The sequence below is a fragment of the Vibrio jasicida 090810c genome (assembly GCF_002887615.1).
Taxonomy (GTDB): domain Bacteria; phylum Pseudomonadota; class Gammaproteobacteria; order Enterobacterales; family Vibrionaceae; genus Vibrio; species Vibrio jasicida.
The window spans coordinates 2,590,454-2,616,566 of record NZ_CP025792.1 but is presented as its reverse complement, the minus strand read 5'-3'; the positions used below and the strand labels follow the sequence as shown (position 1 = coordinate 2,616,566).

Here is a 26,113-nt window from a genome sequence, read left to right as displayed (position 1 = left end):
GTTAGAATCGATTTATCCGTAATGAAACAGATAGTTCACTAAGTTTAGTCGTTCGAGAGGGAGCCTACACCTTGGTTCTTACGTTTAGGTCTAATAAAATTTAACCTACCATTGACCCAATAAAATATCTGTATCAGTATCATGCCCCTCCTTTTTTAATTACGTTCGAGGTATTTGTGTCCCGATACTGGTTACTTGGCTTTAGCTTACTTTGCACGGGAGCATCGTTCGCTGAAGAATCAGTACAGCCAGAGCAAGAAATTGAAGTGCCCGATCCTCTACTTACTGAGGTCGAGTTCGGCTATCAAGCTCACACAGGTAACACGGACTCTCGTTCCCTGAATGCTCGTCTGAGTGCTGAATATACTTCTGGCCGACACCGTTCAAACGGTGAATGGAAGTATTACAACCTTTATAAAGATGGTGAAGAAGACAAGCGTTCTTCGACCTACACCGCGCAAAGTGACTACAAGTTAGGCTCAAAGACTTATTTGTACGGCAGTTTTAAAGGGGTTGATTCGCGCTACAGTGCTTACTTTAAAGACTACACACTTTCTGGCGGTCTGGGTTACCAGTTCGCCTATACAGAGAATTTCACGCTAGAGGCGGAGATCGGTCCTGGCTTTCGTTATCAAGAACCAAACCTTGATGAGATAGACGATGACGATATCGTCTTTCCTGATATCGTTCGAGAAGGCATTTTCCGTGGGAATATCAATACCACGTGGCATGCTTTGGATAACTTAAGTTTTTCTGCCGACATTACCTTAGTAAGTGGTAAAAGCAACACGCGTGTCGATAGTGATCTCAGCGTGACTAACGACATCACTGAAGATATCGCCTTAAAGTTGGCACACTCGCGTCAATACCACGATAAAGTGCCAGAGGGGCTCAGTAAAGCAGACAGTGTATTCTCTGTAAACTTACTGTTCGCCTTCTAATTCTCACTTTTTTCTCTGAAAATCAGACATAAAAAAAGCACCTCAAAAGAGGTGCTTTTTACTATTTCGCTTGGTACTGAATTACTCAGCAGCAACAACTTGTACGTTCGCAGTAGCGAAAACTTCAGAGTGAAGTTGAACGCTGATCTCGAACTCACCAGTGTTACGTAGAGCACCTTCAGGAAGGCGAACTTCGCTCTTAGCAACTTCAACGCCTGCAGCTGTGATAGCGTCAGCGATGTCACGAGTACCGATAGAACCGAACAGTTTACCTTCGTCACCAGCTTTAGAAGCGATAACAACTGCTTCTAGAGCGTTAACTTTCTCAGCACGTGCTTCAGCAGCAGTTAGTTGCTCAGCAACTTTAGCTTCTAGTTCAGCGCGACGAGCTTCGAACATTTCAACGTTGCCTTTAGTTGCCATAACTGCTTTACCTTGAGGGATAAGGAAGTTACGAGCGTAGCCAGACTTAACGTTTACTGTATCGCCAAGACCACCTAGGTTACCGATTTTATCAAGTAGAATAACTTGCATTGTTTAATCCTCTTTCTTAATAAAACGAACCGATTACTGATGCTTGTCAGTGTACGGTAGTAGAGCTAGGTAGCGAGAACGCTTGATAGCGCGAGCTAGTTGACGCTGGTACTTAGCGCTTGTACCAGTGATACGGCTAGGTACGATTTTACCAGCTTCAGTGATGTAGTTTTTAAGAGTTGCTACGTCTTTGTAATCAATCTCTTGTACGCCTTCTGCAGTGAAACGGCAGAATTTACGACGACGGAAGAAACGAGCCATGGGCTATCTCCTGATCTTAAATTTGAGTAATGTTGTCGGCGTGTAACACTAATTTCCCAACGCCATTTCGGCCGGTCTGATAAGCGACAAAACCGCCTACCTTAATGTTACTGCCTTGTACTAAATTCTGAGTTAATGCTTGTGACCCAAGCCCACTAACCACTACCGGCATTCGACAATATACTTGTCGAGGTAGATTAGCTTCGATAACGGTAGAGCGATGCTCTAGCCAAAATCGACAGTGTTCAATGCCACCAGGGCTTTTACTACGAATGGGCGGCTTGGCAATGGTGCCACTCAGCTCCATTCGATTGGTCATAAGAAATATTACTCAGCAGCTGCTTCTGGCTTAGCTTCAGCACGCTCTTCGCGACGAGGAGCACGCTCTGCACGCTCTTCTTTCTGCTTAAGCATGATAGATTGCTCAGTGATAGCCGCTTTAGTACGCATGATCATGTTACGTAGAACTGCATCGTTGAAACGGAAAGCAGTTTCTAGCTCATCGATTACAGCTTGGTCAGCTTCAACGTTCATTAGAACGTAGTGAGCTTTGTGAAGCTTGTTGATTGGGTAAGCCAGTTGACGACGGCCCCAGTCTTCTAGACGGTGGATTTTACCGCCAGCTTCAGTGATTGAACCAGTGTAACGCTCGATCATGCCAGCAACTTGCTCGCTTTGATCAGGGTGCACCATGAATACGATTTCGTAATGACGCATTGGTTGCTCCTTACGGATTATTAGCTTCCACGATTGGCTCGGTCGTCCAGAGGAAGCAAGGAACTAAAGAAAATTGACCGAGAATTAAGGAAGACGGATAGTACAGAAAGGAAGCAAAATAGGCAAGTGATTATTTGCGTCACTCAGACGATATTTTCTTCGCTCTAGCCCTAGATACGACAAAGGCTGCCAGCAAAGTGACAGCCTTGGAAGCTTAAGACTTCAATGCTTATTTTGCTTTTGCTAGCTCTTCACGCATTTGGTCGATCACTTGCTTGTAGTCTGGCTGACCGAAAATTGCAGAACCTGCGACAAACATGTCCGCGCCAGCTTCCGCAATTTCACGAATATTATCGACTTTCACACCACCATCAATTTCAAGGCGAATATCACGGCCAGACTCATCAATCATCTTACGTACAGCGCGCAATTTATCCAGCGTATGAGGGATGAATGATTGGCCACCAAAGCCAGGGTTTACTGACATTAGAAGAATTAGGTCAACTTTATCCATGATGAATTCAAGGTGTGACAGCGGTGTAGCTGGGTTAAGTACTACACCAGCTTGACAGCCATGTTCTTTGATCAACTGCAATGTACGATCAACGTGCTCTGATGCTTCAACGTGGAAGGTAATCATCGATGCACCCGCTTTCGCGAAGTCTGGGATGATACGGTCTACGGGCTTCACCATTAGGTGAACATCGATTGGAGCCGTGATGCCATAGTCACGAAGTGCTTTACAGATTGGCGCACCAAAAGTCAGGTTTGGTACGTAGTGGTTATCCATTACATCGAAATGCACCACATCCGCACCCGCTGCGAGTACTTTTTCCACGTCTTCACCGAGACGAGCAAAATCAGCCGATAAAATGGATGGAGCAATAAGAAAATCTTTCATACCTGACCTCAGTAGTGGCGAGCAAACAACAAATAATGTTGCGCGCAATTCTACCGAAGCCAGTGGGGAGATCCACTACTTAGACGTAATAGTGTGAGAATTATGAGGCAGAAGTATCCGAGTTCGGCGCATTAAAAAGAGCCAGTAACTCATCGACTTTGTTTCGGCCGCTGCCATTACGGCTAATAGTACGCTTAACTTTAACAACGCTCAGATCAGCACCATGATACAAGCGGCGCGTGAGTGTCGTATCGTGGTTAGAAATCAAAACAGGAATGCCGCGTTCAGTCGCTGCCCTCTCTGCGATGTCCGCCAATGCGGCTTGGTCATCAAGCGTAAAGCCATTTCCAGCGTAAGAGGTAAAGTTTGCTGTGTTCGATAGTGGGGCATAAGGTGGATCACAGTAAACCACACTGCCCTTACGTGCTCGACTGAATGTCTCAGGATAGCCTTCACAAACGAAAGTGGCTTTCTTCGCTTTTTCAGCAAAGAATTCCATTTCAGCTTCTGGAAAGTACGGCTTCTTGTATGAGCCAAAAGGCACGTTGAAGCCGCCTTTTTTGTTATAGCGACAAAGGCCATTAAAACCAAAACGGTTCATGTATAAGAAGGCCAGTGATCGATACATCACATCGTCTGTGTTGTTGAACTCAGCACGAATACTTAAATACGCTTCTTTACGATTGTTCTCAGCAACAAACCAGCGTTTCGCTTCTGAGATGTACTCTTCAGGACGCTCTTTCAGTAAGTTGTAGAGATTGATCAAATCAGGGTTGATGTCGGCCAATAGATATTGGTCATAATCAGTATTTAGAAATACTGAACCTGCACCAACAAAAGGTTCAACTAGCTTTCGAGCCGGTGGCAAATGACGTTGGATGTCTTCAACCAGACCGTATTTTCCTCCTGCCCACTTAAGAAAGGCTCGTTGCTTTTTCATCTACTGCTCTATCTATCGACCAAAAATTAAGGCTGCGGAATGTAACATATTTTTCAACGAAGCTCAGGATTATTTCACGCGATCAATTTCACGATGCACCTGACCTAAAGATTTTGCCCAAGGACTCAACGATTTCAGTGATTCTGGCAAACTTTCCACCGCATCGCGTGCAAGTTGGATAGTCGGATAATCTTTATAGGTCACAATGTACCATTCCGTCCCGCTGCGCACGGTTGGGTAGATTCTCACTTGTTGGCTAAGTTGGTGTTCATCCAAAAAAGCTTGCACATCTTCCATTGACGTCATTGCGGCTAGCTGCAAGGTATACGCTCTTGGCGAAATCGCTTTGAGCTCTTTTCGCGCAAAAGAGAATTTTACGATCGGCTTGCTGGAAGGGCTCGGTTCTGTTGATGCAACCTGCTCTTTTTGAACCACATTAATCAATGACGAAGCAGCGCTAGTTTTCGCTTGAGGAACAGACTCTTCAACCACTTGTTTGATGTCATCTGTATTGGCTTCCTCTGGCTTTCCTTCCAACAGCGCATCCACGACGTCAGATTCAATCACAACGCGTTGCTGTTTATCTTCAGAGCCAACACTTGCCACTTCATCCGTTACCGCTGGAGGCAGTGAATCAGAATCGTCCGTTGCCTTAGTTAGATCCGCTTGCTCATTGGTATCATTTTGCGCGGTTGCAGAATCTGCACCACTGACTTTTGATTCTGGGGTCGTTAAGGTTGGAATGGCCGTTTGTTCAATACTACCAGTGATCAGCTGAGCTTTATCGTCAGCACTTGGTTGATTGAACATCCACCAGTACCCACCCGCTGCTAACAGTAATAGAACCAGCACCACCAATGCGATATTTAGTGGTGAGCCAACAATTGAGCGGATAACGATCCTTTTTTCCACTTTCATTTCTCCTAACGCCATGATGTCGCCCGGTACAGGGTCGACTTTTTTAAATGCATCTCGAACGCGCTTTTCGGATTCATCATCAACGTACCGAATCACCAAGGATTCAAAGAAACGACGCGCTTCCACTTCTGAGAGCATTTCTACATCAAGCTCTACTGGTTTGTGCTCTTGTCCGTAACTAATACGTGACAATAATGATTCCAATCGACCAGCTTGTGTGAATAACAAGATGTTTATTTTCCACTTCGGATTCACTTGCGCTGCAAGTACTAACGTCCAAAGCTCCGAAACTAACGTTTCACTGAGAAGATGTGCATCATCGACAACAATAGCGATGTCGCATGCCTCGTTACCCAAGATTCTTTCAAGACTGTCAACCAAGGTATCTTGTTGGTTAAATAAAGCATCCGAAACGATCTGGCTCAAGATGAGCATTCGACGTTGAACATCATCTTGATTGGCATGACAAAGTAGCAAACATTGATTTTTGTTACTTGCACCAAGCTCAAGATATCGTTGCGCTAACCAAGATTTGCCATATCCCGCATGGCCATTAATCGCGATAAGATTAGAGCCAAAGTTGGTTAACAATCCTAATCGATCCAATAACTCGGTTTGAGAATCCAATTCCAGAACGTGAGCAAAACTCATCTAATAACCTTAATAAACAACAAGAATGACGCCCGAAGACGTCATTACAAGGTTAAATATCGCGACCGAAGTCGATAGCTTGTTTGATCACATCTTGAGGAGTATCGGCAATGACTTCTGCACTACCAATCCCCGTAGGTAAAACTAAACGAAGCTGACCTGAAAGCACTTTTTTATCACGCATCATGTGCATCATAAAATCATCAAAAGTCATGCTTTCTGGAGTGTGGACTGGCAATTTCGCACGACGCAGAATCGCAATAATGCGATCAAGCTGTTCTTGAGTGATAAGCCCACGAAGATGTGACGTTTTCGCAGCCATCACGGTGCCAGAAGAAACGGCTTCACCATGTAACCAATTGCCGTAACCTAGCTCAGCCTCAATAGCATGACCATAAGTATGACCCAAGTTGAGCAACGCTCGGATACCCGATTCTTTTTCGTCTTGAGCAACGACTTCCGCTTTAATTTCACAACAACGTGCAATCGCGTAAGTCAGTGCTTCTTCTTCAAGGGCATAGAGGCGTTCGAGATTCTCTTCTAACCAATCGAAAAACGCACCGTCATAAATGATGCCGTACTTGATCACTTCCGCAATACCAGCGGCGAACTCACGCTCTGGCAGTGTAGATAAGCAATTGGTGTCAATGATGACTGCTTTAGGTTGGTAGAAAGCGCCAATCATGTTTTTGCCCAGCGGATGGTTAACCGCAGTTTTACCACCAACTGAAGAATCAACTTGAGACAACAAGGTGGTCGGGATTTGAATAAAATCCACCCCACGTTGATAACAAGCGGAAGCAAAACCAACTAAATCACCGATCACGCCACCGCCCAGTGCAATAATCATAACGTCACGTGCATAGCTTCCCTCTAGCAGGAAGTTCATGACTTGATTAAATACTTCTAGGCTTTTGTATTGCTCACCATCGGGTAATTCAAGCAAAGAGGCATCACAACCAAGTTGCTTTAGTTGACTAAGAATTTGGTCCGCGTACAGAGGCGCGACCGTGACATTACTGATCACGACAACCTTCTGATTTGCGTTTTTATTTGAGAGAACTTGAGAAAGGTACGCCGGGTCCTCAAATAACCCGGCGCCAATAGAGATTGGGTAGCTACGCTCTGCTAGATTGACCGTAATCCGTTCCATCGGTGTGCTCCAATTTGAAAAAGATAAATGCTTATCTCTCTTCTAGCATTTTTACGATCTGGTTGGCTACCACTTTTGCACTCTGATCGTCAGTACGAACTGTGTAATCCGCTACTTCTTCGTATAGTGGGTTACGTTCGCCTGCCAAAGATTCCAACACTTCACGAGGATTGTCCGTTTGAAGTAATGGACGCTTCTTGTCACGGTTTGTACGTGCAAGTTGCTTTTCGATAGTTGTTTCTAGGTAAACAACAACACCACGAGCAGAAAGGCGATTGCGGTTTTCTTTGCTCATTACAGAGCCACCACCAGTCGCTAGCACGATGCCTTGCTCTTGAGTTAAGTCTTCAAGCACCGTTTCTTCACGCTTACGGAAGCCTTCTTCACCTTCTACATCAAAAACCCAAGAGATATCTGCACCGGTACGTTCTTCGATCACTGTATCAGAGTCCACGAACTCCATATGCAGCTGCTGTGCTAGATGTCTACCAATTGTACTTTTGCCGGCACCCATTGGGCCAACAAGAAAAATATTACGTTTCTCAGCCATATTTAGCGGTAATTTACAACGTTAATTCAATAAGATCGCCACAAGAAAACACAGCCAAAGTGCTGTTTCACAAGGCTTGTGGCACCAATTCCTCACAGATAATTCGTGATAAGACCCGAAATTATCCAAGCATGGTGCCACTAATGCAACTTTATTTTTGATCTAATCGTTTTTTTGCTGATTCTGTCTTACTGAATAACGACCTTCGGTGTAACAAAAATCAACAACTCACTTTTGCCTACATTTTCGTAACTTCGGCGGAAAAGCGCTCCTAACAGAGGTAAATCACCTAATAAAGGCACCTTATCGACGGAGTTGGTAATACTATGTTGGAAAATACCACCGAGTACGACGGTCTCTCCGTTATTCACTAACACTTGAGTACCAATACGTTGAGTATCGATCGCTACCGCCTCACCAGTACCCGTTTTTACCACTTGCCCTGGTCTATCTTGCGTAACACTTAAATCCAGCACCAAACGGTTGTCAGGAGTAATCTGCGGTGTCACCTTCAAACTAAGCACAGCTTTTTTAAAGGTCACAGAAGTTGCACCACTGGATGACGACTCTAAATAAGGGATCTCTGTACCTTGCTCTATATAGGCCGGTTTTTTGTTAGTGGTAATGAGACGTGGACTTGAAATGATTTCAGCTTTTGATTCTTGTTGTAGTGCAGACAGCTCTAAATCCAACAAGGTGTCAGAACCTAGCTTAGCCACTTGAAAGGCAAGGCTGGTTGCATTTGGACTGGTTGCTGCCAAGTTGACGTTAAGGAAGTCATCGATACCGACACTACCACCACCGTCGTCACCTTCGCCGTCACCACCTCCGCCATCATAAAGGCCGATAGTGGCAAGGTTGTTTTCGATAGAACCACCCACCGTGTGACTACCATTAATAGAAGTAAAGCCCCAACGAACACCCAGCTCGTCCATATTACCTTCATTGATGGTAACGATACGCGCTTCAATTTGAACCTGTTTCACTGGAATATCGAGAGACTCTATGATTTCACGAATCACTTCAATGTTACTAGGAAGCTCTCGAATCAGCAGAGAATTGGTGCGTTCATCAATCGTCATACTGCCGCGGTCCGACAACATGCTGATATTACCTTCACCATTGATCATCTCTGCGATATCAGAGGCTTTCGCAAAGTTCACTTTGATGATCTCCGAAGAAAGATCTCCCATCTCTTGCTCAAGCTTCTGCTTCTCTAACTGCTGCTTCTCACGCAAGTCCAGCTCATCTTTTGGTGCGACCAGAATAACGTTGCCATCCACGCGTTTGTCTAAGCCTTTTACTTGCAGAATGATATCGAGTACTTGCTGCCAAGGCACACCATCAAGACGCAATGTGAGATTGCCTTCTACTGAGTCAGAAACAACTAAGTTGAACTGGTTATAATCCGCGATAAGTTGCAGAACGTTACGCACTGGGATGTCTTGGAAGTTAATCGAAATCAACTTGCCTTCTTTTTCCAGAATACTTTTGTCTGGCACCTTTTCGTTCGGCTTGAGCTTACCCACTTTAACTTCCAAGTATCGCCCTGTCAGACGGTAATCATGGGTATAGTCTTCATCAATATAAGCCACGAGGCGCGTTGTCGAGGTATCACGAAATATCTCGACACTTTCCACTACGGTAGAGAAGTCTTTTACATCAAGAAGATAAAGCTGATCATCTTTAACTGACGTATTGAGCAAATCGATACTCAAGCCTTCTTGCACGCGCTTGATGTCCACAATGGCAGCAGGCGAAGCAAGCTCAACCACGATCACCGCGTCTTTGTCTTTATTGGTACGGAAATCAATGCTTTTGAAGGCATTAGACTGAACTTCGTTCGCGACTGCGAAAGGGGCTAAAAATAAAAACAACCAAAAAGAGAAGAGCCCTATTAGCTTCCTTGGTATACGTGTTAATCCTTGTCTCATTTTCATCATTACTCAATATCAAAAATAAATGCAGCTATGCCTATCTCAACGCCAACTTAACTTTGCGTTTTTGCCAACAACCCAGACCGTCTGGCAGAGTTTCATTAATCAATAAATAGTTGTGGGATACATGGGTGACCTTGCCGTTGTTGCGCCCTAAATATTGGCCCGGTTTTACTTTATAAACAGTGCCATTCGGCGCTTGGACTAACCCAGATACGCTACTTCCCATTCCCATTACGCCCTTCAAACGCAATTGCCCAAGAGGAAAACGCTCTAACTTGCCAGTTCGCTTCCTTGAAGGTGGTTGCCAACAGTCTTCTCTGGCAACCGGTTGGGTGGCTATAGTCGCCTCCTTCGGCAGCTCAAACGGTGCTCGCATGATTTGAGGGTCGTAATTGACCACCACATATTCTTCGGCGGGCTTGAGCTTGGAGACGTCACGTCGAGCTTGGTTTTCTACATCACGAATAAAACCGGTAAGCGACTCATCATTGGCTTGGCAACCCGTTAGCAACGTGACCATACAAACCATCAGCAAAGAACTATTTCGCATCTTTCTGTTCCTCTGGTTTGAACTGGTATGTATTCGCCTTAACACGGAAGTGCAACGTCTCACTTTCTTGGCTGACACGCTGCCAAGTCACGTCTTTAAATGTGATGATGCGAGGTAATGTCGCTATCGCTTGTGAAAAACGACCAATGTCGTGGAAATCTCCCGTTAACTCGATATTGAGCGGTAACCGATAAAGGAAGTGTTCAGATTGTTTTTTACCCCAGTCAATCCGAGTAAAAGTCAGTTTGTTATCAATACCGAGTTCGTTGACTGAGGCCAACATAGTTGCCAGTTCTTTTTGCGCAGGTAATTGCTGAAGCAACAACTCGTAGCGCGTGGTTAACTCATCGAGTTGAGATTGTAGCTGGGGTAAGGCCGCAACTTTGTTAGCTTTGATGCGCAACGCGACTTTCAAGGTTTGCTCTTCTTGAATCAACGTATTCAAGCGCTCCTCTTCGGGCTTTAAGTAAAACCAATACCCAAAACCTTGGATTAAAAGCACCATTAATAAGATGACCACTAACTGAGGCAGCACTGGCCACTCAGCAATTTCATCCATATCAAGATCTTGCCAATTAACCACGTTGCTCTCCTTCCGCTTCTTTAAACATGAAAGAGACTTTGAACGTTTGGAACTCTTTACCAAAACGCGCTTTACCATGAACGATAGAATGCATCTCTACATCAAGTAACTTCGCAGAGCGTTCCATATTGTCTAACATCGTCGCCAAACGTGGTGTGCTGTCTGAAATACCAGAGATTTCAATCTCAAAATCGTTCATTTTGATTTTGTCGACGTAGACACCATCCGGAATCACCGACGGCATCAAGTTCATAAACTCAGTGGTTTTGTTACGTCCGTTTTGTAAACCTTCCACCGTTTTCAAACGCTCTAGGATTTTGCCGTGCTCTTGCTCTGCAATCTTCATTGCCTCAATGCGTTTATCCAACTGAGATATATAGTGTGCTAGGTAGTCCAAACGCTGTTGCTGCTGATCTTGTTGATACTGGTAGTATTTACCGATTCCCCACTGCACACCCAGCGCCGCAATAACACCAAGCACAATCAAACCGACAAAACGGCGGCGGTGTTCTTCACGCTGATTTTCACGCCAAGGGAGCAGGTTAATGTGATAGAGCATGATGACCTCCCAGCCACTGGATACCACGAACTGCCAAACCCGCAGCGGTAGTGAAGTGCTGCCAATCTGCGGCGCGGCGCTTGCGCTTAGAAACTTTCATTTCAAATAAGCCCAGTGGGTTAAGCAACTCACATTCGAGCGCCAGTTGACTGGAGAGCTCTTCAGCTAACATTGGGGTGGACGCCCCCTCACCGGAGAGCCAAATACCTTTAATATCTTGAGAACCATTAATAGAGGTATAGAGTTGCATTTGACGTTTCACGCGATCCACAACTTGACGGTTGAATTGTTCTGTCATGACTTGAGCATCATCAGAAAGCGGGTTGTCGTGCAAAAGGCCACTAGCGGCACGAGTGCCACACACAAACTCTTTATGGAATAACTCACCTTGCTCGGTAAACATAGTGAACGAGCTATTTAATACCCCGATGTCCAGTAGACAGTATTTGCTTTTGTCAGGGTAGCGTTCCGTGGTTAACTTCCAGATATGCCCAAGACTTTGGGAATGCACGTCCACCAGCACGGTTTTTAGACCAGATTTTTGCAATGCTTCTACGCGGGTTTCCACCACGTCTTTACGTGTTGCGAAAACTTGATAGCTTTCTGTCCCACGCATTTGCTCATCAGATTCCACTAATACAAAATCAAGACTAAGCTCTTCTACAGGGAACGGCGATTGATGAGAAAAAGCCTGTACGACGGCAAACTCTTTTTCACTTTCCTCTAAACTTTGTTCGATTTGCAGTTTTTTGCTGATCACCGCATTGTCAGGAACTGAAATCGCGACTCGATTAGCCCTAAAAGGGAGGTCTTTTTTCATCTCTTTTAGGGTCTTTACAATTTCTTGATGATTTATGGTGTTATTTTCAGCGACAATACCTTCTTTAAGTATTATTTCTTTGTAACCCAGTAAGGCATAACTGTTGCCATTGGGTTTAAGTACCACGGCTTTGAGGCTGTTATGGCCGATATCTATGCCCGTAACTAATAGCTTATCCATCTCTACTCTCGCTCCGAAATTCCTGTGTGCCAGTGTCATTAGCACCCAGAGAATTTTCTTCGTGCAAAGGTTGTTATTAGCATCCAAATAAGAGTTAATATCTCTTATGTGCTAAATTTTTGACCTAAGAGTACAAGGGTTTGCCGTTACACAGCCTCAACCAATCAGGGATTCTCCGGTGAAGTTCATAAAGCGTTTATTATTTTTAACATTGATTTGCATAATTCTTGGAGTCACCACAATTTTTGGCTTCTATCAATACGTGAAGCCTGAATTGCCAGATGTTGCAACACTAAAAAATGTTGAATTACAAACACCTATGCAGGTATTTAGTCAAGACGGGAAACTGATCGCACAGTTTGGCGAGAAGCGTCGAATTCCTGTTACCTACGACGAAATTCCGCAAGATTTAATTCATGCGCTGATCGCGACCGAAGATAGCCGCTTTTACGAGCACCCAGGTATTGACCCAATCGGCATTACGCGTGCAGCTGTTGTTGTTGCGTTATCGGGTTCAGCAAAACAAGGTGCGAGTACTATTACTCAGCAGCTAGCGCGTAACTTCTTCTTATCTAACGAGAAGAAGATCATGCGTAAAATTAAAGAAATCTTCATTGCCATTCATATTGAGCAGCTGCTTTCTAAACAAGAAATCATGGAGCTGTATGTCAATAAAATCTTCCTTGGTTACCGCTCTTACGGTTTTGGCGCAGCAGCTCAAGTTTACTTTGGTAAGAGCTTAAATGAACTGACCTTGAGTGAAATCGCAACACTGGCAGGTATGCCAAAAGCGCCATCAACCATGAACCCGCTTTACTCACTAGAGCGCGCAACAAACCGTCGTAACGTGGTTTTGATGCGTATGCTAGATGAGAAATACATCACTCAAGAACAGTACGATGAAGCACGTTCAGAGCCGATTGTTGCTCGCTACCACAGTGCTGAGATTGAACTCTCTGCTCCATACGTTGCAGAGTTAGCACGCTCATGGGCAGTAAAAGAATACGGTGCGGAGCAGGCTTACACGTCAGGCTTAAATATCTACATGACGGTAGATTCAAAACTGCAAGATGCCGCAAATACCGCATCCATCAATAACATCCTTGCGTACGATGAACGTCACGGCTACCGCGGCGCGGAAAAAGTACTGTGGAAAGAAGGCGAAACGGCTTGGGATTCAGAACAAATTGAAAAGCATCTGAAGAAACAACCGACCTATGGCCAGCTCTATCCTGCTATTGTCACTAAAGTCGATGACAAAACCGCGCAAGTTTGGGTGAAAAATAACGAAGAGCAAACCATCGCTTGGACTGGTATGAATTGGGCTCGTAAGTACCTGACTGATCAACGTCAAGGTAGAGCACCGAAATCAGCCAAAGAGATCTTAGCTGTAGGCCAACAAATCTGGGTACGTGAAATCAGTACGACAGATAAAGAAGGCACAACCATCAATAACTGGAAGCTAAGCCAAGTACCAAGCGCAAATACAGCGTTTGTGGCAATGAACCCAGAAAACGGTGCAATACTGTCTCTAGTTGGTGGCTTTAACTTTGTTCATAGCAAGTTTAACCGTGCAACCATGTCTATTCGTCAGGTTGGTTCGAGTATCAAACCATTCATATATTCGGCAGCAATCAATAAGGGCTTAACCCTTGCTTCACTAGTAAACGATGCGCCAATCAACAAGTGGGATGCAGGTTCAGGTTCGGCATGGCGTCCAAAGAACTCACCGCCGACTTACGTTGGCCCAACTCGCCTACGTATCGGTTTAGCGCAGTCGAAAAACGTAATGGCCGTACGTACACTACGTGAAGTTGGCCTAGATGAAACACGTGAATACCTAACTCGCTTTGGGTTTGATATTGACCAAGTGCCTCGTTCAGAAACGATCGCATTGGGTGCTGGTAGCTTAACACCAATGAAAGTCGCACAAGGCTACTCTGTATTTGCAAATGGTGGCTACTATGTAGAACCGTTTTACATTGACCACGTTGAAAACTCATTTGGTGAAGTACTGTTTAAGGCAAACCCAAAAGTGATTTGTCAGCACGACTGCCCTCAAATGCCAGTACAGCCTGAAGATAAGTTTGCAGCCGAATTTGGTGAGCAAGATGTAACAACGGAAAACATTGCCCCTGATAACGCTCTAGAAAACGACACACCACAATATGCAAAACAAGTTATCTCTGCTCAAAATGCATTCATCATGCGCGAGATGATGTACAGCAATATCTGGGGTGGTGGCAGCTGGCGTGATGGTACAGGTTGGAACGGTACCGGCTGGCGAGCACAGAAACTGGAGCGTCGTGATATCGGTGGTAAAACGGGCACAACCAACGACTCAAAAGACACTTGGTATAACGGTTACGGTCCGGGTATTGTGGCTATTGCATGGGTTGGTTTTGATGATCACTCTCGCACGTTAGGCCGTACCACTGTGAACAGTAACCTAGGGAAAGGCCAAATTTCTGGTGCAGAATCTGGCGCGAAAACGGCAGAACCAGCTTGGATTGATTTCATGCGTGCTGCACTAGACGGAGTGCCTCAACAAGGTAAGAATATTCCAGACGATATCGTTCGAGTTCGTATCGATCGTGATAGTGGCCTACTGACTCATAAAGTTGATGGTTCATCCATGTTCGAATACTTCGAAAAAGGCACAGAACCAACCGAGTATGTCGGCAACAGCCTGGAAGACAGCATCTACTCTGGTGGTAGCGGCGGTGCAGAAGAACTGTTCTAATACCACGCAATACTAACAAAGAAAAAGGGAGCCGATTGGCTCCCTTTTGTTTATATCAGCATCTCAAAGCTAGGCTGCAATTGGTGCTTCTTTCGCTTCAAGAATGTTTTTGATGGTCGCTGCTAAGGTTTCAAAACGCGTACGCAATGGAGAGCCTGGACGGTAAACCAACACAATGCTGCGTGATGGTGTTGGGTTCATTGCTGGCACGTAACACACGCCATCTTTTTTCTTTTCATGCGGCACAGACAACTGTGGCAACAGAGTAATCCCTGCTCCCGCCGCCACCATGTTACGCAGTGTTTCTAGGCTAGTCGCTTTAAAGCGCTCATCATCTTTCGCTCCTGCAGCAAAGCAGAAACCCAGAGCTTGGTCTCGTAAACAATGACCATCACCCAAAGACAACACCGTCTTGCCATTGAGGTCGAGCATATCAATATGATCTAACCCAGCCCATTCGTGATCACAAGGTACCGCAACACTTAAAGGCTCGTTGTACACCTCAATTTCTTTAAAGGGCGCAGTCTCATCAACCGATGCTAAAACAAGACAATCTAACTTGCCATCTTCTAATTGACGGACCAATTGGTGGGTCTGCGCCTCATGTAAAAATAGCTCCAAATCTGGAAACTCTTCTTTAAGGTGAGGAACTATTTTAGGTAGGAGGTAAGGACCAACTGTTGGGATAAAGCCAATGTGCATTGGGCCAGTCATGGCACCACTTTGACCGCTCGCCATATCTTTGAAGGTTTTTACTTCACTCAAAATACGTTTTGCTTGCTCAACCAACTGTAAACCAGAGTCAGTAAACAACACGCGACGACTGCTTCTTTCAAGCAGGGCAGTGCCTAACTCGTCTTCTAGTTTACGAATCTGGCCACTCAATGTTGGCTGACTAACAAAACAAGCTTCCGCTGCTTTTCGAAAATGCTTGTGCTCCGCAAGCGCCACCAAGTACTCAAAATCTCGGATATTCATAACGTACGATTCGCTTCTTGTTTGGCGATAGAAATAATCTATCAAAACCATAGCATTAAACGATTAGAGCTATCAAAGTTTTTTTTCAATAATGAGCTCAAGAAAACGAAACTGAGCGCTAAATAACGCTAAGCTCGATAATGAATTATTCATAGATTTAAAAGGAAATCATCATGTTTGCATCAAAAGAAGGTCAAGCTGTACCACAAGTTACTTTTCCTATCCGTAAAGGTGACGCATGGGTGAATGTAACCACGGAAGACTTGTTCAAAGACAAAACGGTTATCGTATTTAGCTTGCCTGGTGCGTTTACTCCGACGTGTTCATCAAGCCACCTACCACGTTACAACGAATTGTTCTCTGTATTTAAAGAACATGGCGTGGATGAGATTCTATGTGTTTCCGTAAACGATACATTCGTAATGAACGCATGGAAAGCTGACCAAGAAGCTGAAAACATCACTTTCATCCCAGATGGTAACGGTGAGTTTACAGACGGTATGGGTATGCTTGTAGATAAAAACGACATTGGTTTTGGTAAGCGTTCATGGCGTTACAGCATGCTAGTGAAAAACGGCGTAGTAGAAAAAATGTTCATCGAACCAAACGAGCCAGGCGACCCGTTCAAAGTATCTGATGCAGATACGATGATGAATTACATCGCTCCTGAGTACAAAACTCAAGAATCAATCACCGTATTCACTAAACCAGGTTGCCCTTTCTGTATGAAGGCGAAACAAAACTTGATTGACCACGGTCTTCAATATGAAGAAGTGATTCTGGGTAAAGACGCAACAACAGTAAGTCTACGTGCAATCTCTGGTCGCACAACGGTACCTCAAGTGTTCATCGGTGGTAAACACATCGGCGGTAGCGAAGAGCTAGAAACGTACCTAGGTTAATAATTTGCCTAATGGGCTTGAGTTGGCAATCTCGCTGTCTAGAACTCAGCCCTTGGTCTCCCAGAGCATCCCTCGCCTGGGAGACCACTCCCCTCAATCACTTCCTATGCTTAGTCTTGATAACTGGTCGTCTTCACCGTTCAACCAGTTATCAAGATTAATGAACTCAAATTCACTAATCCAAACTTAGTCACTTCAACTGCGTTTGGAAAAAACGAGAATCCATTATGAAACAGTTAAATGTCGACGTGGCAATTATTGGTGGTGGTACAGCTGGTCTTGGCGCCTACCGCGCAGCAAAATCACACGCAGACAGCGTTGTGATGATCGAAGGTGGCCCTTACGGCACAACATGTGCTCGTGTCGGATGCATGCCGTCGAAACTTTTGATCGCCGCCGCTGAAAGCGTACACCAAATCGAGAAAGCACCGGGCTTTGGTGTACATCCACAAGGCGACATTTACATTAATGGTCGTGAAGTCATGGACCGAGTAAAGCGAGAACGTGACCGCTTTGTAGGCTTTGTGTTGGAAGGCGTCGATGAGATTCCTACTGAAGATAAAGTGTCGGGTTATGCTAAGTTTACCAACGACAACACGTTAATCGTTGATGAGCACACTCAAATCACAGCTAAGCGTATTGTGATCGCAACCGGTTCGCGTCCTGCTTACCCTGCCGTATGGAATGAACTCGGCGACCGCTTAGTGATTAACGATGATGTGTTCGATTGGGATGACTTGCCAGAATCTGTTGCCGTATTTGGTCCGGGTGTGATTGGTCTTGAATTGGGTCAAGCGTTGCATCGCTTAGGTGTAAATGTGAAGCTATTTGGTCTTGGTGGTCAAGTAGGACCATTGACCGACCCTGAAGTGATGGCGTATGCCGATAAAGCCTTCAAAGAAGAGTTCTACCTTGATGCCGATGTAAAAGTCGAAAACATGAAACGTATTACTTCACCAGAAAATGACGGTGAAGATAAGGTCGAAATCCAATTCATCAACCACGATGGTGAACTAGAAACCTTTATTGTTGATTACGTATTGGCAGCAACTGGTCGTCGCCCGAATGTCGACAAGCTAGCGATTGAAAACACCAATGTGGCACTGGATGAGCGCGGCGTACCAACGGCGGATCATTACACTCTGCAAACCTCGGTAGAGAGCATCTTTATCGCGGGTGATGCAAGCAATCAAATTCCATTATTACACGAAGCGGCAGATCAGGGACGTATTGCTGGCGACAACGCAGGTCGTTTCCCTGATATTCGTGCAGGCCTGCGCCGCTCGTCAATCTCAGCAGTGTTCTCTGATCCACAAATTGCTATGGTAGGAGAAACCTTCAAGCAACTAGAAACGCGTTTTGGCACATGTGGCTGTTTCGCTACCGGTCAAGTATCGTTTGAAAATCAAGGTCGCTCACGCGTTATGCTTCGAAATAAAGGCATTCTGCATGTCTATGGGGAACAAGGCACTGGTCGCTTCTTGGGCGCAGAAATGATGGGACCAAACGCCGAACACCTAGCCCACCTGCTTGCTTGGGCACACCAAAATAAAATGACAGTATCTGAAATGCTTGATATGCCATTTTACCACCCTGTTATTGAAGAAGGCGTTCGCACTGCGCTACGAGATTTGAATGCGAAGCTCCACTTAGGTCCTGAGATGATCAAACATTGTCTTGATTGTGGACCTGGTTGCTAACGCTCACTCTCTTTACCTCTCCCAGACAAACAAAAGCCTCGTCATAGACGAGGCTTTCTCATTCCAACTCTATCAGTTCAAACTGAGCAAAGTGGTTGTTTATGCAGTCATCATTGCGTAACGGCTAACAAGCACAATGGCAGTAAAACCAATTGTGAAGAAACCACCAGCAAGGCCTAGTGCTACTTTAAGTTCTGTCGACATTATAATTTTTCCTATTGTCAGGCTGACAGCGCACCATACACCAATTACGTGCTACACATTTTTAACCAAGTTAATTTTCCATTTTTGGTTCGATAGACACGACATAGAAACCAGACAAAGAGAAACTCAAACATGAGTTAGCCGTTATAATCAGGGACAAATAGATAGTGTGGATAGAACAATGGCTTGTCGAAGTTGCCAAGAGCACTGGTTTTGGAAAAAGATCGGACGTTGCCAACGATGCATGGATCAACTGACGGTACTTTCTGTTTTATGTTGGATCGTGTGGTGGTTTGCGTTTAAAGATGATCCACAAAGTATTGAATCGATCGCGCTGATCTTTGCCGGATTTGCATTTAACGGCTTACTGTTTTTGCACCTATGGATGCGCTTCGTGGTTTTGCCGTGGCAGCGCCGTCGTGGAAAAGAAAGTAAGGATGCTCATCACCCAGATGACAGATAGAAAAAAGCCCCAAAACCAATACCGGTCTTGGGGCTCTCTTAGATTCTTCTAAGAAAAAGCAGTGGTACTTTAATAGACCGGGCTTCCTCTCAAAGGTTCCAAGTTTTTTTCCAATTTTTTTAGTATTTTCTTAAATACTAATAGAATCATCAACCTAGGCTACGTTACTTTTCTGGATCAATTGTTCGAACAAGTTGATCTCTAGTGCAACTTCATCACACGCATGCTGACGCGGACACTGATCGCAATCTTTCAGTACTTTTTCTGGTAGCAACGACTTCGAGGTTGGCAAGAAGCTCTGCTTCATAAAGAATTCAGGCGTACGTGTCAGCACAAAAACTTTCTTGATAGCCATTTGGCGTGCTTTCTCAACCAGATAGTTCACAATCGCACTACCCTGCCCTTGGCCTTGCCAACCAGCTTCAATGCCTAGAGAACGAATTTCTGCTAACCCTGAGTCATAGACATACAAAGATGCACAACCAGTAACCTCTCCGTGATGCTCGGCAACCGCGAAGGAGCCAATATCACGTACCAACTCATTGCGTGAGCGCGGTAGGTTTTCCCCCATATTCGCCCAATAAGCAACCATACCTTCTACGGTTTCAATATCGGTTAGACGAGCAGGTCGAACTTTCACTGCTGATGTATCACGTTGAGAAAGGCGCTTGTCTGCTTGATCGACGGCGAAAGCAACTTGCTGAGGCGCGACACCACCAAGTGCACAACGCTTCTCAAGACACGAGTCGATGGTTAAGATGTCATACACATCCGCTTCAATCACTTCAGAGAAAGCTTTCAGCTCTTCAATCGACAATTCTTCCAACGCACAGCCTTTGGCAATAGCACCGACCACAGCGACACCGACAATATGGTGCGCTTCACGGAATGGGATGCCTTTCGCCACTAGATAATCTGCCAGTTCGGTAGAGTTTGCGTAACCTTGTTTCGCGGCTTCTAACGTACGCTCACCATTAACCTTGATGCCATCAAAACACAGTGCCGCCATTTCCATGCAATCGTTCCATGTATCAAGTGCATCGAACAGGCCTTCCTTGTCTTCCTGCATGTCTTTGTTGTAAGCCAGTGGCAGCGCTTTCACTGTCATCATCATGCCAGCAAGTGCGCCGTACACACGCCCCGTCTTACCACGAATAAGCTCGAGTGCATCTGGGTTTTTCTTCTGTGGCATCAGAGAAGAACCTGAGGTTACCGTATCAGCTAATTCAATAAAATTAGATTCACCCGAATTGTAGAAGATCATATCTTCTGCTAAACGCGAAAGGTGTAACATCGAGATAGACGCCACAGACATCAACTCCATCACATGGTCACGGTCAGAAACCGAGTCTAACGAGTTACGTGTTGCACGATGGAAACCAAGGTTATAAGCCAACTCTTCACGATCGATTGGATAAGCGGTACCAGCAAGCGCACCCGATCCAAGCGGACAAGTATCCAAACGCTTAAGGGCATCACTCAAACGTGAGTAATCACGTTCAAACATTTCAACATAAGCCAAACACCAGTGAGCAAACGTAACAGGCTGAGCACGTTGCAAATGCGTATAGCCCGGAAGCACCGTACCTTGATGTTGCTTAGCTACGCCTACCATTTGTGTTTGCAGACGGTCTAAAGCAATCAACAGCTGTTGGCCTTGCTGACGACACCAAAGTTTAAGGTCGGTTGCCACTTGGTCATTACGAGAACGGCCTGTATGTAGCTTCTTGCCTAAGTCACCCACTTTGCTGATCAACTGCTGTTCAACCCAAGAGTGGATATCTTCTGCATCCGAACGTAGGATTTGCTGAGGGTCTTCCATCACTTCAAGCTTGAGCTCATTGAGAGCTAGTTCTAGCTTTTGCTGCTCATCTGCTGATAATACGTCAACAGAAAGCAAGGCTTTTGACCACGCAATTGAGCCAACAATATCTTGCTCAGCCAATCGGTAATCGAAACGCAATGAATCGTTGAAGTCCTTAAATCTGGTGTCTGCCGCTTGGGTAAATCTTCCGCCCCATAATGCCATTGCGTTTCTCCTGATGACTATTGCTTACGCTAACGTATTCTTCATTAAGTGTTGACCAAATCGGTGGTCATTTGCTCACTTTTTCTTATGCCTCAACGTTACGATAATCACAGATAAAAATAAAGTAGAAATTCAATATTTTTACATATTTATTCATGGTTATTTTATCTTTATGCCAATGAGGTCAGCAAAAACGAAAAAGACCCGCCAATAGTGGCAGGTCTCTTATCTTATAAGGCGCTAAATTGGTTTATTTTTTCTGGCTGTTCAACGCACGAATACGGCTTGATAGCGAGTAAAGGCGGATAAAGCCTTCAGCATGGCTTTGGTCATAAACTTCATCTTCACCAAAAGTAGCAAATTCTTCAGAGTACAAACTGTTATCCGAACGTTTTTGCGTTACCGTTGCGTGGCCTTTGTAAAGCTTCACAACTACTTCACCATTCACGTCTTGCGCGAGCTCTTCAGAAGCCGCAAGAATAGACTTACATAGAGGCGTGAACCAACGACCATCGTAAACAAGGTGCGATGCTTTCAGACCAAGCTCCTCGCGGAATTCAAATGATGCTTTGTCCAGCACAAGTTGCTCCACTGCACGCAGCGCTTCCATCATGATAGCGCCACCCGGAGTTTCGTAGCAACCACGAGACTTCATCCCCACTAGACGGTTTTCGACAATATCGATACGACCAACACCGTGCTTCGCACCTTTCTCGTTTAGATAAACCAACGCGTTGTATGGTGTCATCGCTTCGCCGTCTACCTCAACGACTTCGCCTTTCGCTACTTTCAAGGTCACGGTTTCCGCTTCATTCGGTGCTTGTTCTGGGTCTACAGTCCAAGCCCAGCAATCTTCATTTGGCGCATTCCATGTATCTTCTAGAACACCACCTTCAGTAGAAATGTGCCATGCATTCGCATCACGCGAGTAAATCTTAGTAAGAGATGCTGAACAAGGAATGTTACGCCCTGCTAGGTAGTCCAGACATTCTTCACGGCTCACTAAATCCCATTCACGCCAAGGCGCAATAACGTGCAGATCTGGTGCTAGCGCTGCAAATGCACCTTCAAAACGTACTTGGTCGTTACCTTTACCGGTACAACCATGACACAGAGCGTCTGCGCCAACTTTACGTGCGACTTCAACCTGCGCTTTGGCAATGATAGGACGCGCCATTGATGTTCCTAGTAGGTATTTACCTTCGTAGTAAGCGCCTGTTTTTAGTGTCGGGTAAATGTAGTCTGCGACCATTTCTTCTTTCAGGTCAGCGATGTAGCACTCTGAAGCACCTGAAGCTTTTGCTTTCGCTTCAATACCTTCTAGCTCCTCTGCACCTTGACCAACATCGGCAACGAAAGCCACCACTTCACAGTCGTAGTTCTCTTTTAGCCACGGGATGATTACTGAAGTATCTAGACCGCCTGAGTATGCGACTACCACTTTATTTACGTTCACTTTGCTCATGTTTTTTCTCCAAACTTAACTGGCGCTGCTCTCGGCGGTCAGTGCCAACCACTTCTTAATGTTCAATTCTTAAACTGGTTTGCTTCTGCTTTATTGAGGCAGAAACTGCGTTCCAATACTTTCACCCGCGAATAGCTGGGTCAGTTTCTCTGGGTAACGCCATGTCGCGACTTCGATAGGACGACCAAGATCATTGGCAGCCTCCAAAGCGGCTTTAACTTTGACGATCATACCGTCGGTGATTACTTGCCCTTTGATCAACGCATCGGCTTCTTGCTCAGATAGCGTTTTGATCAAATGCCCTTTGCCATCAAGTACACCGCTCACATCGGATAGAAGCACTAACTCCGCATCCAATGCACCTGCTACGGCAACCGCAGCTTGGTCAGCATTCACATTCATCATCTGACCTTTTTCAGTCAGACCAATTGAGCTGATGATCGGCAGTGCACCTGCGCTTAGCACCGCTTGTAAAAGGGTTGAATCACCTGGTGATGCTTTGCCTACAGCGCCTAGCTCTGGATCAAGTTCTTCAACATGACATAACCCACCATCGGCGAGACTAAGACCCACTGCATTCAGACCATCCGCAATCGCTTGACCTTGAAGCAATTTGTTTGCTGTGCCTGCAAGCGCGCCTGCAATCACAGGAATTTGCTCATAAGGCGTCACGCGAAGACCGTTTTTCTTTACGGTTTCAAGCTGAAGCTTTGCCATCAACTCATCAACTAGGTAGCCACCGCCATGAACGATGGCGATTTGTCGCTGTGCTGATTTTTGGTATGCCGCAATAGCAGCAAACAGTTGGCTTAAGGTTTGAGTGCAAGATAGAGCTGCACCACCGAGCTTAATGACTAAAGGAGCTTGATTGGTTTGCGTCATCGCATTTCCCTCTTTCAACGACTACAGCAACGCTGTCAGTTCTGGGTAACCGTAATGAATATTGAGACATTGCATCGCTTGACTCGATGCACCTTTAAGTAGGTTGTCGATAGCCGAAATCACAATGATGTGTTCGCCTTGCACCTTCCAGCCGATATCACAGAAAGGAGTATTTTCGACATCCTGAATACGTGGAATACCATCACCTTTAAGACGAACCGCAGGCTTGCCTTGGTAAGCTTGTTCAAACACTTTCGCCACTTGTGCTTCCGTCACGCCTTGCGAAAGTTTCATGGTGATCGTGGCAAGAATGCCGCGCTTAAAGTTGCCTAGGTGTGGAGTAAAAATCACATCGCAACCCAAATGCTGAGCAATCTCTGGTTGGTGACGATGGTTAAAGACACCGTAAGGTTGCAAGCTCACTTCGCAGAAGCTGTTAACCATGGAAGCTTTACGCCCTGCACCTGATACACCACTAGTTGCGTTAATCACAGGCCATTGGTTGGTATCCAGTAATTCGTGTTCTAATAAAGGTTTGATTGCAAGCTGTGAAGCGGTTGGGTAGCAACCTGCCACTGCAATCAAAGGAGTGGTTTTTATTGATTCTTGGTTCCACTCTGCTAAGCCGTATGCAGCTTTATCTAGCCAGTTGTTATATTGATGTTCGAAGCCATAAAAGGTGTTGTAGAAGCCTTCGCTTTTCACACGGAATGCACCGGATAAATCGAATACCTGACAGCCTGCCTCTAAGAAAATTGGGGCTAAGTCGTGGCTAACTTCATGTGCTGTGGCCAGAAAGACCACATCTGACGCTTGAGCAACCTGCTCAGGGTCAGTCAGCGGCGAAACTGGCATATCAATCACACCCGCTAACTTGCCGTGCAATTGAGCAATGTTCTTTCCTGCATCTACGCTATTGGCGGAAACATATAAACCTGATAGCGTGAGTTCAGGGTGTTTGTTGACCATTAAAGCCAACTCTGCGCCGGTGTAGCCGCTGGCTCCGATAATCGTGGTTTTTAGCATTACATGACATCCATATACTTAAGGCTTAAAATGACTATTCATATTTAATTTTTGCTTTATTTTGATTTTTTATTCAATAAATATGATTTAATATGTGTTTTACATTTTTGTGCTCTGTCTGTCAACAGGAGAATTGAAGAATCCATGCAATTACCAAGTTTTCTAGAGGTCTATGAAGGACTGATCAGTACCTCTTCGATAAGCTCAACCGATCCAAGTTGGGATCAAGGCAATGCCAAAGTGATCGAGAAGCTGGCATCTTGGTTTAAAGATCTTGGCTTTAGTGTTGAAGTGATCGAAGTGGAACCAGGCAAACACAATATGATCGCACGTATGGGTGAAGGTGAAGGCGGCTTACTTCTCGCAGGCCATAGTGATACCGTGCCATTTGATGAAGGACATTGGAGTTTTGACCCACATACGCTGACCGAGAAAGACAACCGCTTTTACGGATTAGGTACTGCGGATATGAAAGGCTTCTTTGCCTTTATTTATGAAGCGGTAAAGAAAGTCGACTGGAGTAAACAAACCAAGCCGCTGTATGTGTTGGCGACCTGTGATGAAGAAACCACCATGCTGGGTGCGCGTCATTTCACTGAGAACGCACCTTTTAAACCGGATTACTGTATCATTGGTGAACCCACCAGCCTTGTACCCATTCGAGGTCACAAAGGACATGTGGCAAATGCTATTCGCGTAACAGGTAAATCCGGTCACTCATCGGATCCAGCACTTGGTGTCAACGCCATTGAAATCATGCATGAGGTCATGTTTGCCATGATGCAACTGCGTGACAAGCTAGTGAAAGAGTACCACCACCCTGGTTTTGCCATTCCAAGCCCTACCCTAAACCTCGGTCATATTCATGGCGGTGACAGTGCAAACCGGATTTGCGGTTGCTGCGAACTGCATTATGACGTGCGTCCTCTTCCTGGTATTAGCCTTGATGGTTTAGAGAACATGCTGCGCGGAGCCTTGAAAGAAGTCGAAGCGAAATGGCCAGGGCGATTAGAAATCATTCCCCTGCACGAGCCAATTCCGGGGTACGAATGCCAACACGACCACCCATTTATCGGTGGTGTAGAAGAGATCTGCCAAACCAGTTCAGAAACCGTTAACTACTGTACTGAAGCACCATTTCTTCAACAGTTGTGTCCAACACTGGTTTTAGGTCCCGGCTCGATTGACCAAGCTCACCAACCTGATGAGTTCTTGTCATTCGACTTTATCGACCCAACCATCGACGTGTTATCACGTGCGATGGTGAAATATTGTTGTTAGTCGCATTCTGTACTTTCCTCACAATGCAGCTCGATTGAGCTGCATTTTGTTATCTGCGCCACGCCCCCTCTAGCACGCTATATCCTTCTTTTAGAGCGTTATTTTGTAATTAATTTTCACTTCTCCTTCGATAAGCTGACCTATTTTTGCTCTAAATCAGGAGAGAAGTGGAATAATTGCAATCTATGCGTGCTTTATTTGACTAGAACTGGTGCTTTTCGCTAGATTGGAGTCTTAACAAG

At 45.3% G+C, this 26,113-nt stretch carries 25 protein-coding genes; 6 read left to right on the top strand and 19 right to left on the bottom strand.

Features of this window, described 5'->3' with window-relative positions:
- Positions 1-176: 176 nt before the first annotated feature.
- Complete coding sequence (locus C1S73_RS12500) at positions 177-941, top strand: DUF481 domain-containing protein (protein ID WP_038865481.1); 765 nt, start codon at positions 177-179, stop codon at positions 939-941.
- 81 nt (positions 942-1,022) lie between these two features.
- Here the strand turns inward: C1S73_RS12500 and rplI are convergent, their stop codons facing one another.
- From rplI to pilM, 14 genes are all read right to left on the bottom strand, one after another.
- Positions 1,023-1,475, bottom strand: coding sequence for a 50S ribosomal protein L9 (rplI, locus tag C1S73_RS12495; protein WP_038865482.1), 453 nt, complete (start codon positions 1,473-1,475; stop codon positions 1,023-1,025).
- Positions 1,476-1,508: 33 nt separating this feature from the next.
- On the bottom strand, positions 1,509-1,736 hold the full coding sequence (gene rpsR, locus C1S73_RS12490; RefSeq protein ID WP_000090472.1) for a 30S ribosomal protein S18: 228 nt from the start codon (positions 1,734-1,736) through the stop codon (positions 1,509-1,511).
- Between the two features lie 16 nt (positions 1,737-1,752).
- A complete protein-coding gene (priB, locus tag C1S73_RS12485) occupies positions 1,753-2,055 on the bottom strand; it encodes a primosomal replication protein N (RefSeq protein WP_005438449.1) in 303 nt (100 codons plus the stop codon).
- Between the two features lie 8 nt (positions 2,056-2,063).
- On the bottom strand, positions 2,064-2,453 hold the full coding sequence (gene rpsF, locus C1S73_RS12480; RefSeq protein ID WP_010443890.1) for a 30S ribosomal protein S6: 390 nt from the start codon (positions 2,451-2,453) through the stop codon (positions 2,064-2,066).
- A 229-nt stretch (positions 2,454-2,682) separates the two neighbouring features.
- On the bottom strand, positions 2,683-3,354 hold the full coding sequence (rpe, locus tag C1S73_RS12475) for a ribulose-phosphate 3-epimerase (protein WP_038865484.1): 672 nt from the start codon (positions 3,352-3,354) through the stop codon (positions 2,683-2,685).
- Between the two features lie 100 nt (positions 3,355-3,454).
- The gene (locus tag C1S73_RS12470; RefSeq protein ID WP_038865486.1) at positions 3,455-4,294 is read right to left on the bottom strand and encodes a Dam family site-specific DNA-(adenine-N6)-methyltransferase; all 840 of its coding nucleotides are present in this window, start codon (positions 4,292-4,294) and stop codon (positions 3,455-3,457) included.
- 69 nt (positions 4,295-4,363) lie between these two features.
- Positions 4,364-5,863, bottom strand: a complete 1,500-nt coding sequence (locus tag C1S73_RS12465; RefSeq protein WP_038865488.1) for an SPOR domain-containing protein — start codon at positions 5,861-5,863, stop codon at positions 4,364-4,366.
- Positions 5,864-5,915: 52 nt separating this feature from the next.
- Positions 5,916-7,016: a 3-dehydroquinate synthase gene (aroB, locus tag C1S73_RS12460; protein WP_038865490.1), complete on the bottom strand. Its 1,101-nt coding sequence runs from the start codon at positions 7,014-7,016 to the stop codon at positions 5,916-5,918.
- 31 nt (positions 7,017-7,047) lie between these two features.
- Complete coding sequence (gene aroK, locus C1S73_RS12455; RefSeq protein ID WP_038865492.1) at positions 7,048-7,566, bottom strand: shikimate kinase AroK; 519 nt, start codon at positions 7,564-7,566, stop codon at positions 7,048-7,050.
- 188 nt (positions 7,567-7,754) lie between these two features.
- The gene (locus C1S73_RS12450; RefSeq protein WP_038865494.1) at positions 7,755-9,506 is read right to left on the bottom strand and encodes a type IV pilus secretin PilQ; all 1,752 of its coding nucleotides are present in this window, start codon (positions 9,504-9,506) and stop codon (positions 7,755-7,757) included.
- Positions 9,507-9,540: 34 nt separating this feature from the next.
- Positions 9,541-10,056: a pilus assembly protein PilP gene (locus tag C1S73_RS12445; protein ID WP_038865496.1), complete on the bottom strand. Its 516-nt coding sequence runs from the start codon at positions 10,054-10,056 to the stop codon at positions 9,541-9,543.
- Positions 10,046-10,639: a type IV pilus inner membrane component PilO gene (locus C1S73_RS12440; RefSeq protein ID WP_038865498.1), complete on the bottom strand. Its 594-nt coding sequence runs from the start codon at positions 10,637-10,639 to the stop codon at positions 10,046-10,048. Before C1S73_RS12440 ends, C1S73_RS12445 begins: the two co-directional genes overlap by 11 nt.
- Positions 10,632-11,198: a PilN domain-containing protein gene (locus C1S73_RS12435; RefSeq protein WP_038865500.1), complete on the bottom strand. Its 567-nt coding sequence runs from the start codon at positions 11,196-11,198 to the stop codon at positions 10,632-10,634. Before C1S73_RS12435 ends, C1S73_RS12440 begins: the two co-directional genes overlap by 8 nt.
- Positions 11,182-12,198 (bottom strand): type IV pilus biogenesis protein PilM, encoded by a 1,017-nt coding sequence (pilM, locus tag C1S73_RS12430; RefSeq protein WP_038865502.1) that lies wholly within the window; start codon positions 12,196-12,198, stop codon positions 11,182-11,184. Before pilM ends, C1S73_RS12435 begins: the two co-directional genes overlap by 17 nt.
- A 178-nt stretch (positions 12,199-12,376) precedes the next feature.
- Here pilM and C1S73_RS12425 point away from each other — a divergent pair, with 178 nt between their 5' ends.
- Positions 12,377-14,941 (top strand): penicillin-binding protein 1A, encoded by a 2,565-nt coding sequence (locus tag C1S73_RS12425; protein ID WP_038865504.1) that lies wholly within the window; start codon positions 12,377-12,379, stop codon positions 14,939-14,941.
- A 69-nt stretch (positions 14,942-15,010) separates the two neighbouring features.
- Here C1S73_RS12425 and oxyR read toward each other — a convergent pair whose 3' ends face one another.
- Positions 15,011-15,919 (bottom strand): DNA-binding transcriptional regulator OxyR, encoded by a 909-nt coding sequence (oxyR, locus tag C1S73_RS12420; RefSeq protein ID WP_038865506.1) that lies wholly within the window; start codon positions 15,917-15,919, stop codon positions 15,011-15,013.
- Positions 15,920-16,092: 173 nt separating this feature from the next.
- Here oxyR and C1S73_RS12415 point away from each other — a divergent pair, with 173 nt between their 5' ends.
- The 3 genes from C1S73_RS12415 (at position 16,093) to C1S73_RS12400 (ending at position 19,188) form a co-directional block, all read left to right on the top strand.
- Positions 16,093-16,821 carry a redoxin family protein gene (locus C1S73_RS12415; RefSeq protein ID WP_038865508.1) on the top strand — a complete coding sequence of 243 codons (729 nt, stop codon included), beginning with the start codon at positions 16,093-16,095 and terminating at the stop codon, positions 16,819-16,821.
- 227 nt (positions 16,822-17,048) lie between these two features.
- Positions 17,049-18,521, top strand: coding sequence for a dihydrolipoyl dehydrogenase (locus C1S73_RS12410; RefSeq protein WP_038865510.1), 1,473 nt, complete (start codon positions 17,049-17,051; stop codon positions 18,519-18,521).
- A gap of 385 nt (positions 18,522-18,906) precedes the next feature.
- The gene (locus C1S73_RS12400) at positions 18,907-19,188 is read left to right on the top strand and encodes a DUF3624 domain-containing protein (RefSeq protein ID WP_038865512.1); all 282 of its coding nucleotides are present in this window, start codon (positions 18,907-18,909) and stop codon (positions 19,186-19,188) included.
- Between the two features lie 154 nt (positions 19,189-19,342).
- Here C1S73_RS12400 and argH read toward each other — a convergent pair whose 3' ends face one another.
- The 4 genes from argH to argC all read right to left on the bottom strand — a co-directional run bounded on the left by argH (position 19,343) and on the right by argC (position 24,590).
- Positions 19,343-21,217, bottom strand: a complete 1,875-nt coding sequence (gene argH, locus C1S73_RS12395) for an argininosuccinate lyase (protein ID WP_038865514.1) — start codon at positions 21,215-21,217, stop codon at positions 19,343-19,345.
- Positions 21,218-21,467: 250 nt separating this feature from the next.
- Positions 21,468-22,682, bottom strand: coding sequence for an argininosuccinate synthase (locus C1S73_RS12390; protein WP_038873682.1), 1,215 nt, complete (start codon positions 22,680-22,682; stop codon positions 21,468-21,470).
- Between the two features lie 90 nt (positions 22,683-22,772).
- A complete protein-coding gene (argB, locus tag C1S73_RS12385; protein ID WP_038873685.1) occupies positions 22,773-23,564 on the bottom strand; it encodes an acetylglutamate kinase in 792 nt (263 codons plus the stop codon).
- 21 nt (positions 23,565-23,585) lie between these two features.
- Positions 23,586-24,590 carry an N-acetyl-gamma-glutamyl-phosphate reductase gene (argC, locus tag C1S73_RS12380; protein WP_038873688.1) on the bottom strand — a complete coding sequence of 335 codons (1,005 nt, stop codon included), beginning with the start codon at positions 24,588-24,590 and terminating at the stop codon, positions 23,586-23,588.
- Positions 24,591-24,734: 144 nt separating this feature from the next.
- Between argC and argE the strand changes: the two genes are divergently transcribed.
- Positions 24,735-25,871, top strand: a complete 1,137-nt coding sequence (gene argE / locus C1S73_RS12375) for an acetylornithine deacetylase (protein ID WP_038873691.1) — start codon at positions 24,735-24,737, stop codon at positions 25,869-25,871.
- Positions 25,872-26,113 lie beyond the last annotated feature (242 nt).

What these genes read in the sequence shown, in the direction of transcription:
- rplI (WP_038865482.1), bottom strand. Translation starts at nt 1,475, where the DNA reads ATGCAAGTTATTCTACTTGATAAAATCGGTAACCTAGGTGGTCTTGGC.
- rpsR (WP_000090472.1), bottom strand. Translation starts at nt 1,736, where the DNA reads ATGGCTCGTTTCTTCCGTCGTCGTAAATTCTGCCGTTTCACTGCAGAA.
- priB (WP_005438449.1), bottom strand. Translation starts at nt 2,055, where the DNA reads ATGACCAATCGAATGGAGCTGAGTGGCACCATTGCCAAGCCGCCCATT.
- rpsF (WP_010443890.1), bottom strand. Translation starts at nt 2,453, where the DNA reads ATGCGTCATTACGAAATCGTATTCATGGTGCACCCTGATCAAAGCGAG.
- rpe (WP_038865484.1), bottom strand. Translation starts at nt 3,354, where the DNA reads ATGAAAGATTTTCTTATTGCTCCATCCATTTTATCGGCTGATTTTGCT.
- C1S73_RS12470 (WP_038865486.1), bottom strand. Translation starts at nt 4,294, where the DNA reads ATGAAAAAGCAACGAGCCTTTCTTAAGTGGGCAGGAGGAAAATACGGT.
- C1S73_RS12465 (WP_038865488.1), bottom strand. Translation starts at nt 5,863, where the DNA reads ATGAGTTTTGCTCACGTTCTGGAATTGGATTCTCAAACCGAGTTATTG.
- aroB (WP_038865490.1), bottom strand. Translation starts at nt 7,016, where the DNA reads ATGGAACGGATTACGGTCAATCTAGCAGAGCGTAGCTACCCAATCTCT.
- aroK (WP_038865492.1), bottom strand. Translation starts at nt 7,566, where the DNA reads ATGGCTGAGAAACGTAATATTTTTCTTGTTGGCCCAATGGGTGCCGGC.
- C1S73_RS12450 (WP_038865494.1), bottom strand. Translation starts at nt 9,506, where the DNA reads ATGAAAATGAGACAAGGATTAACACGTATACCAAGGAAGCTAATAGGG.
- C1S73_RS12445 (WP_038865496.1), bottom strand. Translation starts at nt 10,056, where the DNA reads ATGCGAAATAGTTCTTTGCTGATGGTTTGTATGGTCACGTTGCTAACG.
- C1S73_RS12435 (WP_038865500.1), bottom strand. Translation starts at nt 11,198, where the DNA reads ATGCTCTATCACATTAACCTGCTCCCTTGGCGTGAAAATCAGCGTGAA.
- pilM (WP_038865502.1), bottom strand. Translation starts at nt 12,198, where the DNA reads ATGGATAAGCTATTAGTTACGGGCATAGATATCGGCCATAACAGCCTC.
- oxyR (WP_038865506.1), bottom strand. Translation starts at nt 15,919, where the DNA reads ATGAATATCCGAGATTTTGAGTACTTGGTGGCGCTTGCGGAGCACAAG.
- C1S73_RS12415 (WP_038865508.1), top strand. Translation starts at nt 16,093, where the DNA reads ATGTTTGCATCAAAAGAAGGTCAAGCTGTACCACAAGTTACTTTTCCT.
- C1S73_RS12410 (WP_038865510.1), top strand. Translation starts at nt 17,049, where the DNA reads ATGAAACAGTTAAATGTCGACGTGGCAATTATTGGTGGTGGTACAGCT.
- C1S73_RS12400 (WP_038865512.1), top strand. Translation starts at nt 18,907, where the DNA reads ATGGCTTGTCGAAGTTGCCAAGAGCACTGGTTTTGGAAAAAGATCGGA.
- argH (WP_038865514.1), bottom strand. Translation starts at nt 21,217, where the DNA reads ATGGCATTATGGGGCGGAAGATTTACCCAAGCGGCAGACACCAGATTT.
- C1S73_RS12390 (WP_038873682.1), bottom strand. Translation starts at nt 22,682, where the DNA reads ATGAGCAAAGTGAACGTAAATAAAGTGGTAGTCGCATACTCAGGCGGT.
- argB (WP_038873685.1), bottom strand. Translation starts at nt 23,564, where the DNA reads ATGACGCAAACCAATCAAGCTCCTTTAGTCATTAAGCTCGGTGGTGCA.
- argC (WP_038873688.1), bottom strand. Translation starts at nt 24,590, where the DNA reads ATGCTAAAAACCACGATTATCGGAGCCAGCGGCTACACCGGCGCAGAG.
- argE (WP_038873691.1), top strand. Translation starts at nt 24,735, where the DNA reads ATGCAATTACCAAGTTTTCTAGAGGTCTATGAAGGACTGATCAGTACC.